Here is a 12,657-nt window from a genome sequence, read left to right as displayed (position 1 = left end):
CCCCTTCCCTACCACTACCATCTCCCTTTTTTGTTCGCCGCCCGGCGGGCCCGCCTCCGCCCCCCGTAGGCCGGCGGCCCCCCCGACGAGGGGCTGGCCGCCGCGGCGCCCAGCGACGGTGTCTGCCAGAGCGTGCGACGGGTGCTGCCGATGGCGTAGTTGTAACATGTTCTAACAAGGCTTGCACCCGCCATGGGTGGCGCTGGGAGAATCATCACTCCCCTGGAGAGAGGTTCACCGTGCGGTTTGGTCGACACCGCGCCGCGATGTCCCCCGAGCAGCGGCGCAGGAAGGCATTCCAGCGCGGCATGCTGGCGGGGTTGACCGCCGTGGCCATCGTCGTGGCCGGACTCGCCGCGATCTTCGGCGGCGGCGGCGTGCTGTGCACCACACGAGAGCCTGTTCTGGTCAATGTGGCGGCCGCGGTCGACGTGGCTCCGGCGGTCATGGAGGCGGCGGGCCGGTTCAACGAGACGAAGGCGTCCGTGGGCGGGCGGTGCGTGCTGGTCCAGGTGACCGAGCAGCCGCCCGCCACGGTCCTGCGCACGCTGATCGGCGACCGGGCCGGGGTGCTGCGCGAGCGGCCCGACGGGTGGGTCGCGGACTCCTCGGCCTGGATCCGGCTGGCCCGCCAGCAGGGCGCGACCGCGCTGCCGGCGGGGGAGACCGTGGTGGCCACCTCTCCGCTGGTGTTCGCCACCCGGTCGTCGCTGGCCCGGCGCTTCTCCGTGGGCAAGACCGAGATGAACTGGCGGATGGTCTTCCCCTCGACCGTGCGCGGGCGGCTGACGCCCAACGCCGACGAGCCCGACGTCGTACGCGTGCCCGACCCGTCGCTGGCCGGGGCGGGCATCGCCACCGTGGCCGCCGCCCGGGACGTCGTGGGCACGGGGCCGGAGGCGGACAAGGCGCTGACCGCGTTCGTACGGTGGGCGCAGGCCGGCTCGACGCCCGACTACCGCAGCATGATGGACGCCGTGGACGACCGCTCGTTCTGGCAGCGCCCGGTCGTCATCGTTCCCGAGCAGTCGGTGTGGGAGCACAACCTGCGGCCCTCCGCCGACCCGGTCGTGGCCCTGCACCCGCGCGAGGGCACGATCAACCTCGACTACCCGTACGTCGTCACCGCCGCCGACCCGGCCGTCGCCGAGGCGTCCACCGCCTTCGCCGAGTGGCTGAAGGGCCCGCAGGTCCAGGAGATCGTGCGGCGGGCGGGGTTCAGGTCGGGCGACGGCGCCCAGGGCCCGATCTCGCCACTCCCGCAGATCCCCTCGGAGACGCCGAGGGCGAGGGCTTCGGTCTCCCCGCAGGACATCGACGAGGCCCTGCGCGCCTGGAGCAGGCTCGCCCCGCCGACGAACATCCTGGTGCTGGCCGACACCTCCAAGCACATGGCCGAGCCGCTGAACGGCCGTACCAGGGTCAGCGTGGCGCTGGAGGCCGCCAAGATCGGCCTGCAGCTCTTCCCCGACTCCACGCACATGGGCATGTGGGAGTTCGCGAACACGCTGGGGCGCATCAAGGGTTACCAGGAGCGGGTCGCCCTGGGGCCGATCAACGAGCCGGAGACCGGCCAGGTGCTCCGCAGGAGCCGGCTGGACGAGCTGACCGGCACGATCACCGCCCATCCCAAGCTGGACAGCTCGCTGTACGACGCGATCCTCAGCGGCTTCCGCAAGGTCTCCGGCGATTACCGCGAGGAGATGAACAACACGCTCCTGGTGATCACGGCAGGCCGGGACGACGGCAAGGGCACGAACCACGCGCAGCTCCTCGACCGGCTGCGCAGCGAGTGGAACCCGGACAAGCCCGTTCAGATCATCATCATCGCGTTCGGCAAGGGGGTGGACCGGGAGGGACTGTCGCAGATCACCGCCGCCACGAACGGCTCCCTGCACGAGGCCCAGGAGCCGGGCGAGATCATCGACGTCTTCCTCGCCGCCCTGGCCCGCCGCCTGTGCCACCCCACCTGCAAGCCGACGACATGAGGGGACGCCCGCCGGGCGCCCCCTCACACCGGAAAGGTCGTTACACGCGCTGCCAGAGCGCCGGTACGTTCGGCGGCTCCCACCCGGCGAGGGCGGTGTGCGCCTGGAGGCAGCGGTAGGAGGCGCCGTTGTAGGTCACGGTGTTGCCGACGGCGTACGCCGTGCCGGCCCGCCACGTGCCCGAGGGCGTCGTCGGGGTCACGGTCGGCGTCGGGGTCGGCGTCGGCGTGACGGTCGGGGTGGGCGTCGGGGTCGGGTTGCCGCCCCCGCCGCCGATGTTCAGGTCGATGCAGGAGTAGAAGGCGTTGGTCGTGTCGGAGATGTTCCAGATGGCCAGGACCTTCTGCCGGCCGGAGAAGCCGGAGAAGTTGACCGTGTGCGAGATCGTCGCCGGCGGCTGCTGGCCGTTGCCGTTGAACACGGCCACCCGCGTGTTGCCGATGTAGTACTCGTAGTTCTGGGTGGCGTGCCGGGCGGTGAACGTCCAGGTGAAGGTCACCGAGCTGCCCACCGACGCGACCGGCCAGGGCTTGCTCTCGTCACTGAGCTGGGCGAACTGCCCGAGGTTGGCGTGGCAGCTGCGCAGCCCCTTCGGCCCTTCCACGCTCTGCGGCTCGTAGACGATGTTGCCGCAGCCGGAGACCTTGCCCTGGGCGCAGTTGGCCTGGCGGCTGGGTGGCGTGAGCACGTAGCCGTGGGCGAACGCCGGCGTGGTGTTGAACACCGTGGTGGCGACCGCTATCACCACCACGGCGACCAACGTGAGAGTCCTTCTCATGAAGTGGCTCCTTTACATGGGGGGATGCTCCAAATGTAAAGGAAACTTTCCTAACGGTAAACGGTCGGCTTACTGTTGTCGGAATCTCGGTCAGCGCGTGACGATGAAATCCCCCGGATCGCGCGGCGCCCGGTCGCGCGGTGGCGCCGCGGCGTGCCCGACGGCCACGCAGCCCATCGGATCCCACGAATCGGGCAGGTCCAGCACCTCACGGACGACCGGGCGGCAGAACATCGTGGACGACACCCACGCCGAGCCGAGCCCCTCCACGGCGAGCTGGATCAGGAAGTTCTCCACCCCGGCGCCGGTCGCCACGATGAACATCTCCCGCTCGGAGGCGTTGCGCCGGTCGTCGCGGTAGGTGTGCGAGCCCTCCATCACCAGGCACGGCACCACCAGGTAGGGGGCGTTGCGCAGCACGTCGCCGCGCCTGACCCGCTTGGCGATCGACTGCTCGGTGAACCCGTCGCCGCGCAGGTCCTCGATCCACGCCTCGCGCATGGCGTCGAGCAGCTTGGTGCGGGTCTCCGGCGACTCCAGCAGCACGAACCGCCACGGCGTCGTGTGGTGCGGCGCCGGCGCGGCGATGCCCGCCGCCACCGCCCTGCGCACGGCCTCCGGATCGACGGGCCGCTCCGAGAACTCCCTGATCGTACGGCGGGCGAACACCACGTCGCGGGACCCGTAGCGGAACAGGTCCTCGTCGGCCGGCCGCACCAGCGGCCTGACACCCGGCCCGTCGTCGTCGGTCACCAGGTGGGACAGCCCGCGCACGACCGCCACCGGAACCCCGTCGAGCTTGCCCTTGACCAGCTCGGCCGCGCTCGCGATCTCGTCGGCCAGTGCCGTCACGGTGGCGTTGAGCTGGTTGCCGTAGGAGTCGGAGGTGCCGCGGAAGTCGTCGAGCGGCCGCACGCCGGCCGCGCCGATGGCCACGTCGGTGAGGCCGTGGCGCCACGGGCGGCCGAACGTGTCGGACACGATCACCCCGACCCGGCGGCCCAGGCCCGCCCTGATGCGCCTGGCGGAGGCGTCGGAGTCTTCGGGGAGGAGCAGCACGGTGCCGGGCTCGGTGTTGGAGGCGTCGACCCCGGCGGCGGCCATGACGAAGCCGTGCCGGGTCTGGGAGATGACGGTGTCGCCGCGCCTGGCGACCACGCGCTCGGTCTCCTCCTCGATCGCCTTCGTACGGTCGGGCGCCTGCCGCACCCGGCCCTCGGCCTTGCTCACGATCTTGGACGTGACCACCACGATGTCGCCGTCGCGCAGGTCGGCGCCGGCCAGCAGCGCCGCCAGGTCGTCGCCGGGCCGCACCTCGCCGAGGCCGGTCACGGCGATCACTTCGATCCGGTCGGGGGTGACGGTCATCGTGCGAGCTCCTGGGCCAGGTCGAGGGCGGTGCGGGCGATGGCGGCCGCGGCGTCGGCGTCGTGCATGAGGATCGGCCGGGCGACCACCCGGACGCCGTCGAGCGCGACCCCGGCGTCCTCCTCGGCCACCAGCCAGCCGTCGATCAGCTCCGAGCCGTAGAGCTCCAGCACGGCCTGCGCTGTCGTCTCCACCCCGATCGCGGTCAGGCAGGCGTCGGCCATGCCCCTGACCGGCGCGCCACCGATGATCGGCGAGACGCCTACCACGGTCTTGGGCAGCAGGGCGTCGCGGATGCCGGGGACCTGAAGGATCGTGCCGATGCTCACCACCGGGTTGGACGGCGGCAGGATCACCACGTCGGCCTGCTCGATGGCCTCCAGCACGCCCGGGGCCGGCTTGGCGGTGTCGACCCCCACCAGCGCGAACGACTGGGCGGGGACGGAGGCGCGCAGGCGCACCCACCACTCCTGGAAGTGGATCGCGCGCCTGCCCTGCTCGTCCTCGATCACGACGTGGGTCTCGCAGCGGTCGTCGGTCATCGGCAGCAGCCGCACGCCCGGCTGCCAGCGCGTGCAGAGCGCCTGCGTGATCTGGGAGAGCGGGTAGCCGGCCTCCAGCATCTGCGAGCGGACGATGTGGGTGGCGAAGTCGCGGTCGCCGAGCCCGAACCACTGCGGCTCCACGCCGTAGGCCGCCAGCTCCTCCTTGACGACGTGGGACTCCTTGGCCCGGCCCCAGCCCTGCTCCTCGTCGATGCCGTTGCCCAGGGTGTACATCACGGTGTCGAGGTCGGGGCAGACCCGCAGGCCGAAGAGGGTGATGTCGTCACCCGTGTTGCCGATGACGGTGATCGAGGCGTCCGGCGCGGTGGCGCGCAGGCCGCGGAGGAAACGGGCGCCGCCGATGCCGCCGGCGAGTGACACGATGTGCATGCGGCCCAGTCTTTCACCGGGCTCTGACAAGCCCGTCTTGGGACTGGTTTTCCGCTATTTGTCGGTGGTGTACGTCCAGGTATTGGGCGTTTTGATATGGAAGAGGTTCCTGGGACTCCCGCCGGGTGAGTCGGTGATGTGGCAAACTCCCTTCGGGCTAAAGGGTCCGATGGGGGTACTTGTGAGCAAACTTGACGTCGCCCGGCTTAAGGAGCCGGGCGCATGGATCATGCTCGTCGCCGGATTGATGAACGTGGTGCTGGCGATCGGCCACATCCTGATCGGCTCGTCCGGCTCGTCCTTCACGGAGCGAGCGGTGTCGAACCTCTCGAACGTGACGAGCCCGGTCGTGACGGCGCTGCTGCTCGGCGCCGTGCTGCTGGTCACCAAGATCGGCGAGCCGTCGCCCAAGGCCAAGCCGGTCACGTACGGGGCGGCGGCCGGACTGCTCCTCGCCGCGGTGTTCGGCATGCTGGCGCTGCTGGCGGGCCTGTTCGCCGGCGCCGGGGCCCGAGCCACGATCGAGTACGTGCTCCTCGGCGTGCCCACGCTCGCTCTGACCGCCATCGCGCTGGTCTACCTGCTCCCGCAGGTGCTGCCCGAGCGGCCGGCCGCGCAGGTCTACCACGGCCAGTTCGGCGCCCAGCCCGGCTACTTCGGCCAGCAGCCCCAGGGCGGACCCGGCTACGACCAGTCCCAGCCCGGCTACGGCCAGCCCGGATTCGGCCAGCAGCCCGCCGGATACGGCCAGCAGCCCCCCTCGGGCCAGCAGCCCGGCTTCGGCGGCCCGCAGGACCGGCAGCAGCCCGCCCCGTTCGGCCAGCAGGACCAGCCCCAGCCCGGCTACTTCGGCCAGCAGGACCAGCAGCAGCCGGCCGCCTACGGCCAGCAGCCCCCGTCGGGCCAGCAGCCGGGCTACGGGCAGCAGCCCCCGTCGGGGCAGCAGCCGGGCTACGGGCAGCAGCCCATGTCCGGCCAGCCCGGCTACGGCCAGCAGCCGCCGTCGGGCCAGCAGCCTCCGCCCGGCCAGCAGCCCGGCTACGGGCAGCAGCCGCCGTCGGGGCAGCAGCCTGGTTACGGCCAGCAACCGCCCACGGGCCAGGAGCCGGCAGCCTACGGCCAGCAGCCCCCGTCGGGTCAGCAGTCTGGTTACGGGGAGCAGCCGCCGAGCTTCGGCGGTCACCCCGAGCAGCCCGAGCCCCAGGCCGCCTACGGCCAGCCGGACCCGCAGGCGGCCTACGCCCCGCCGCCGCAGCCGGACGCGTACCCGCAGATCAGAGGCGCGCTGCCGGCCGCCCCCTCGGACCAGCGCCAGCCGGAGCAGCCGGAGCCCTACGCCCCCCAGAGCTTCGGCCAGCCCTACACCCCCGCGGAGACGGCCCCCTCGGTCCAGGAGTACACCACCCCGCCGGCCGGCGAATACACGCCGCCCGTCGGCGAGTACACCCCGGCCCCGTACGTCCCCGCGGACAGCCAGCCGAATGTCTACGGCCAGCCCAGCGCCAACCCGTACGCGCCCCCCGCCGGGACCGACCAGCCCAACCCGTACGCCCCGCCCGCCGAGCCCCAGAGCGGCAGCCCGTACGCGCCCCCGGCCGAGCAGCAGCCCTACCCGGCGGGCGACACCGCCCCCAGCGTCCCGTACCCGCCGGCCGAGCAGCAGCCGTACTTCGGGCAGAGCGCGTTCGACCAGCAGCAGGGCGGCCAGCCGTTCACCGGCTACTCGGGTCACGAGTACGCCACCCCGAACGCGTACCAGGAGCCGGACCCGCCCGTGGACCCGCGCTCGCAGCAGCTCCTGGACGCCTACCAGCAGGCGGAGACGTACCAGTCGAACGTCGGGACGCAGCCGGAGCTCCGGGTGCCCGACTACTCCAGCCAGGCGGGCCGGTCGTACGACGCCCCGTTCGGCCACCCGCAGCACCCCCAGCAGCCCGGCGGCGGGTACGAGCCCCAGCAGGGCCAGTACCGGCCCACCCACTCGGCCCCGTCGATCCCGGCGCCGCAGCCGGGCTGGGCGGAGGGCCAGGGCGAGTCGACCATGCGGATCGATCCCGCATCGGTCGGAGGATCGTTCGGTGGAGGAGACGCTCTCGGCGGCGACCAGCGCCGTCCCGGAGACGACCCGATCGACCCAACAGCCATATACACCCCCAACGAGCCACGCAGGTAACGGACCGGCAATGAACGGCTAGAGAGAAGGTGGGCCACGGGCGGGCGTCTATCCCGCCCTGGTACGGTTCCGACCGCTGACAGGGTTGAACAAGCCAGGCCGACGCCATGTCTCGTGGGGCGTCCGGCTGGGGCGAACATCACATGCCAAGCACACCGGGGCGAGATCTGGTCTTTCCCCGGATACCCGCATGCCGCTTGACGCCACGTACGGCACGCGCGTGTAATTACAACCATGTTGTTACGCCTTCCAGTGGGTGGGTAATAAGGAAGGCGTCCATGGGGGGCTCCATTGCGGGCGGGCGGCAGGGAGGTGTGCAGTGACCGATCCGGTCATCGCACAGGATCAGCTTGACGCTGAAGAACTCGGCTGGCAGGAGCGCGCGTTGTGCGCGCAGACGGATCCGGAGGCGTTCTTCCCGGAGAAGGGCGGCTCCACCAGGGAGGCCAAGAAGGTCTGCCGATCGTGCGAGGTCCGTGCCGAGTGTCTGGAATATGCACTCGAGCACGATGAGCGCTTCGGCATCTGGGGCGGGTTGTCCGAACGGGAGCGCAGACGGATCAAGCGCCAGGCCGTTTAGAGGTATATGGGGGGAAGGGGTCACGCGGACAGCCGTGTGACCCTTTTCGCATCTCCTGATCGGCTTCCAGCTGTATGGTGGGCCCGCCTGATCATCCCCCCAGGAGTCACCCACCCATGCCACGTCCCTACGTCACCGCGATCGTCGTCTCCCATGACGGCGCGCGCTGGCTGGGGGAGACGCTGCGCGCGCTGATCAACCAGAGCCGCAGGCCGGACCGGGTGGCCGGCGTCGACAACGGCAGCAGGGACGGCTCGGCCGACCTGCTCGCCCAGGCGCTCGGCCCCGGCAACCTGATCTCCCTGCCGCGCTCCACCGGCTTCGGCGAGTCGGTCGCCGAGGCGCTCGCCAAGCTGCCGCCCGCCGGGCGCGACGAGTGGATCTGGCTGCTCCACGACGACTGCGCCCCTGACCGGCGCGCGCTGGAGCACCTGCTCACGGCGGCCGAGCAGGATCCCAAGGCGGCCGTGCTCGGTCCCAAGCTGCGCGACTGGATCGACCGCAGGAGGCTGCTGGAGATCGGCGTGACCGTGGGCCGTACCGGGCGCAGGGACACGGGGCTGGAGCCGCGCGAGTTCGACCAGGGGCAGCACGACGGGGTACGGGACGTGCTGTCGGTGTCCACGGCCGGGATGCTGGTCCGGCGCGACGTGTGGGAGCAGGTCGGCGGCCTCGATCCGTTCTTCCCGCTGTTCCGTGACGACCTGGACCTGTGCTGGCGGGTGCGCAACGCCGGCCACAAGGTGCTGAACGTGACCTCCGCCGTGGCCTGGCACGCCGAGGCGGCGGCCCGCAGGCGGCGGCGCATCACGGTCAGCGGCGACCATCCGCGCCGCCTCGACCGGCGCAACGCGATCTTCGTGGTCATGGCGAACCTGCCGTTCGGCGCGATGGTGTGGGCCCTGCTGCGGAATGTGGTGGGCTCCCTCTTCCGCACGGTGCTGTTCATCGTGAGCAAGCAGCCGGCGAACGCGCTGGACGAGCTGGTGGCCATGGGCTCGATCCTGGCGCACCCGGTCCGGCTGCTGCGGGCGCGGCGTGGCCGCCGCCATGGCCGCAAGAAGGGATATATCCGCATAAAGCGGTTGATGACCCCTCGCGGCGCCGCCTACCGGCGCGTCACCGACATGGTGCAGAGCTTCCTGGCCGGCGAGGCCCCCGTCGACACGGCCGGGCGGCACCACCACGCCACGGCGGAGGAGGACCAGGAGGCCGCCGTCCCGCCACCGGACACCGGCGCGTTCCAGCGTTTCATCGGCCGTCCCGGGGTCATCCTCATGTTCGCGCTGACGGTGGTCTCGCTGGTGGCCGAGCGGTCCCTCCTGGGCGGCGAACGGCTCGGCGGCGGCGCGCTCGTCCCGGTGACGGGCGGCGCGAGCGACCTGTGGGCCTTCTACACCGAGGGGTTCCACGACGTCGGGCTCGGCTCGACCGCCTGGGCGCCGCCGTACGTGGCCGTGCTCGCCGCCCTGTCCACGCTCGCGCTCGGCAAGACGTGGGTGGCCGTCTCGGTGCTGCTGCTGGGCTCGGTGCCGCTGGCCGGCGCCACGGCGTACCTGGCCACGCGGCACATCATCCCGGCGGTGCCGGTCCGGGCGTGGGCGGCGGGGACGTACGCGCTGCTGCCCGTCGCGACCGGCGCCATCGCGGCGGGGCGGCTGGGCACCGCCGTCGTGTTCGTGCTGGTTCCCGTGTACGCCTCGCTCGTCGCCACCCTCCTGTCCGCCGAACCCCGCCGCGCCCGCCGTGCGGCCTGGGGGCTGGGGCTGCTGCTGGCCGTGGGGACGGCGTTCGTACCCCTGGTGTATCCGCTCTTCGCGGTGCTGGGCGTGCTGGGTGCCGTCGCCTTCGGCGCCCGCCGCGCCGGCCCCGGCGCGATCTTCGGCCGCCGCACCGGCGCACGTTCCGGCCTCGGCCCCAGTGGCAGCCCCGCTTCCAGCGGCGAGAGCGCCGGCGCCGGTGAAGGCGCCGGACCTGGCTCCGGCAGCGGTGCGGCTCTCGGCTCTGGCGGGAGTTTCGGGGCGGGCAGGGGCGGCTCCCGGCACAGGGGCGGCGGTGCTCGTGCCGGAGGGCGTGCCCATGGAGGGCACGCGTCGGCTGGAGCCGGGCCGGGCCGGGGCGGTGGCCGGCGCGGCGATGGGGCTCGGGGAGGAGACGGCACTCCGGGTGGACGCGGCGCCCGGCGCGGCGACGGGGCTCGGGGAGGTCTGCGCGGCGCAGCGGGCGGCGGGGGTCGTGGGGGACAGGAGGGTGTGGTCGTGTCCATGGCCATCGCGCTCGCCGTACCACTCGTGCTCCTGGCCCCCTGGCTGGCCGAGCTGGTGACCGACCCCGGCAGGATCCTCCTGGAGGCCGGGCTGCACGACCCCGCACTGGTGGACCCGGCCCTCGCCCCGGAATCGCTGCTGGCCCTCAGCCCGGGAGGGCCCGGCCTGCCGCCGTTCTGGGTGAGTGCGGGCCTGGTGGCGGCGGCGCTGGCGGCCCTGCTCATGCGTCGCCAGCGGATGACCGTCGCCATCGGCTGGGGCGTGGCGCTCTACGGGGTGCTGGCGGGCATCCTGGTCAGCCGCATCACCGTCGAGGGGGCACGGGCCTGGCCGGGTGTCCCGCTGGCGTTCGCGGGTGCCGGGCTGGTGGTCCTCGTGGGCCTGACCGCGCACCGGCTGACCGAACTGCGCGCCGGGGGCGGGCTGCGGCGGCTGGGGGCGACGGCGGTGGTGGCGGTGGCGTTCAGCACGCCGCTGCTGGCCGCCGGTCACTGGATGGCCGACGGCGTACGCGGGCCGCTCGTCGGCGACGCCCCCGACGTGCTGCCGGCACTCGCGGCGGCCCGGACCACGCAGGGGGAACGGACCGTGGTGATCAAGGGTTCCGAGTTCACGGTGCTGCACGGGCGTACCCCGCTGCTCGGCGAGGCGGAGCTGCCCGTCGCCTCCGAGGCCCGTACCCGGGTGGGCGGAGCGGTGCAGGGCCTCGTCGGCGGTCGCGGCGGGGACGCGGCCACGCTGGCGCAGCAGGGCATCGCGATGGTGGCCGTGGCGCCGCCGGTCTCGCCCCAGCTGGCCAGGACGCTGGACTCGCAGCCGTCGCTCCAGCGCCTGAGCCTGTCGGAGGCGGGTGGCCTGTGGCGGCTGGCCGAACCGGTCGTCCGCGTACCCGCCCAGCCGGTGAGCGTCCTGCACACCCCGTGGCTGTGGACGCAGGGCGCGTTGGTGCTGCTGGTGGCCCTGCTGGCCGCCCCGGGCAGCAGACAGGCGCCGGAAGGCGCGGAGGCACCCGCCGTGGCCCTGGCAGGTGCGTGATGAGGGTGTTCGTGGCTCTGGCGGGTGCGTGATGAGGGCGTTCGTGGAGAACAGGTTCGGGCTGCTGGCGCTGGTCATCGTGTCACTGGCCGCCATGTACGGCATCGCGTACGTCACCAGACCCGCCCCCGTCCCACCCGCGCCCACCGGCCCCAGGAAGGTGCCCGTGGAGTCGGTCACCGCCGTCTGCCCGGGGGCGAAGGGCGAGCGGGTCAACGTGTACCTGCCCGGCACGCTGAACGGCGAGACCATGGAGGACACGAAGCCGTACGTGACCAACGGCCCCGGCGGGCTGGAGGCCGGCTACCTCACCCGCACCACCGAGGGCGCCGGTCGCGGCCTGGCCGGGGTCCGCTGCACGGAGCCTGCTCCCGCGACCTGGCTGGTGGGCCCGGGCCCGGCGAACGCCGACGTACGCCTGCACCTCATGAACGCCGACAAGGCACCCGCGCTGGCGGACGTACAGGTGTACGCGGCGGAGGGCCCCGTCTCGGGCGACGCGGGCGTCGGCCTGGAGATCGCGCCGGGGGAGCACAAGGAGATCGACCTCAAGACCCTGGCACCGTCGGCCGACGTGATGGCCGTGAGCGTCACCACGATCTTCGGCCGCGTGGCCGTCGCCGCCAGGACCACGCTGGAGACCGGCGGCGTGGACTGGCTCCCGTCGGCCGCGCCCCCGGCCACGCGCGTGGTCGTACCGGGCATCCCCGGAGGCGGCGGCCTGCGCCGGCTCCTGGTGGCGGCCCCCGGCGAGACGGACGCCACGGTGCAGATCAAGGCGGTGAGCCAGGACGCCGAGTACGCGATGAAGGGCCGGGAGTCCCTGGACGTGCCGGCGGGCAGCGTGGTCGCCCTGGACGTCACCACCGGCATGGCCGGCTCCCCCGCCGCCCTGGTGCTCACCTCCTCCGCCCCGATCGTGGCCGGCGTGGTGATCACCGGCACCGGCGGCCGCTCGGACGTCGCCTTCACCGCCGGAACACCCTCACTGGACCTGGGCAGCGCGGTGGCCCGCAACGGCACGGGCTCCGAACTCCTGCTCACGGCCCTCGGAGAGCAGCCGGGCAAGGTGCGGGTGCAGGTGGTGCCGGGCAAGGGGGCGCCGGAGGAGCCGTTCGACGTGGAGGTGGCGGCGGGGCGGACGAGAAACGTGAAGCTGAAGGCGAAGGGCGACTTCGCGGTGGTGGTCACGCCGGTGTCGGGGGAGGTGTACGGGGGCCGGGTGGTGGAGGAACGGCTGAGGACGGGCGTACTCCTCACGGCCCAGCCACTGGCCCCGGCCCGGATGTGGACCCTGCTCCCACCGTTGACGGACACCTCCCACGTAGTCCTGCCCTGAAGCCCGGGGGTTCCCAGGCCGACTGCATGGTCCTCCCACCGAGGCGCGCTTCGCGCGACGGGGACTCGGGCTGCGCCCTGTGGGGGGGGGGCCCCCCCCCCCCCCCGCGGGGGGGGGGGGGGGGGGGGGCCGCCCCCCCCCCCCCCCCCGCCCCCCCCCCCCCCCCCACCAAAAACAAACAACCAAGGACGGAA

8 protein-coding genes are annotated in these 12,657 nt (G+C 72.8%); 5 read left to right on the top strand and 3 right to left on the bottom strand.

The features are described from left to right. The first annotated feature begins 239 nt into the window (after positions 1-239). Positions 240-1,988: a substrate-binding and VWA domain-containing protein gene (locus AB0J69_RS60060; protein ID WP_364137949.1), complete on the top strand. Its 1,749-nt coding sequence runs from the start codon at positions 240-242 to the stop codon at positions 1,986-1,988. A 40-nt stretch (positions 1,989-2,028) separates the two neighbouring features. Here AB0J69_RS60060 and AB0J69_RS60055 read toward each other — a convergent pair whose 3' ends face one another. The 3 genes from AB0J69_RS60055 to cofD all read right to left on the bottom strand — a co-directional run bounded on the left by AB0J69_RS60055 (position 2,029) and on the right by cofD (position 5,069). Further along, a complete protein-coding gene (locus tag AB0J69_RS60055) occupies positions 2,029-2,766 on the bottom strand; it encodes a lytic polysaccharide monooxygenase (RefSeq protein WP_364137947.1) in 738 nt (245 codons plus the stop codon). 90 nt (positions 2,767-2,856) lie between these two features. After that, positions 2,857-4,134, bottom strand: coding sequence for a coenzyme F420-0:L-glutamate ligase (locus tag AB0J69_RS60050; RefSeq protein ID WP_364137945.1), 1,278 nt, complete (start codon positions 4,132-4,134; stop codon positions 2,857-2,859). Further along, complete coding sequence (cofD, locus tag AB0J69_RS60045; protein WP_364137943.1) at positions 4,131-5,069, bottom strand: 2-phospho-L-lactate transferase; 939 nt, start codon at positions 5,067-5,069, stop codon at positions 4,131-4,133. Before cofD ends, AB0J69_RS60050 begins: the two co-directional genes overlap by 4 nt. 181 nt (positions 5,070-5,250) lie before the next feature. Here cofD and AB0J69_RS60040 point away from each other — a divergent pair, with 181 nt between their 5' ends. The 4 genes from AB0J69_RS60040 to AB0J69_RS60025 all read left to right on the top strand — a co-directional run bounded on the left by AB0J69_RS60040 (position 5,251) and on the right by AB0J69_RS60025 (position 12,463). Then, positions 5,251-7,242 (top strand): hypothetical protein, encoded by a 1,992-nt coding sequence (locus AB0J69_RS60040; protein WP_364137941.1) that lies wholly within the window; start codon positions 5,251-5,253, stop codon positions 7,240-7,242. A 319-nt stretch (positions 7,243-7,561) separates the two neighbouring features. Further along, positions 7,562-7,822: a WhiB family transcriptional regulator gene (locus AB0J69_RS60035; RefSeq protein ID WP_020546325.1), complete on the top strand. Its 261-nt coding sequence runs from the start codon at positions 7,562-7,564 to the stop codon at positions 7,820-7,822. Positions 7,823-7,938: 116 nt separating this feature from the next. After that, the gene (locus AB0J69_RS60030) at positions 7,939-11,124 is read left to right on the top strand and encodes a glycosyltransferase family 2 protein (protein ID WP_364137939.1); all 3,186 of its coding nucleotides are present in this window, start codon (positions 7,939-7,941) and stop codon (positions 11,122-11,124) included. A 43-nt stretch (positions 11,125-11,167) separates the two neighbouring features. Beyond that, positions 11,168-12,463, top strand: a complete 1,296-nt coding sequence (locus AB0J69_RS60025) for a DUF5719 family protein (protein ID WP_364137937.1) — start codon at positions 11,168-11,170, stop codon at positions 12,461-12,463. The last annotated feature ends 194 nt before the right edge of the window (positions 12,464-12,657 follow it).

This window comes from Nonomuraea sp. NPDC049709 (assembly GCF_040674815.1).
Classification (GTDB): domain Bacteria; phylum Actinomycetota; class Actinomycetes; order Streptosporangiales; family Streptosporangiaceae; genus Nonomuraea.
This window is presented reverse-complemented; position numbering and strand designations above follow the sequence as displayed.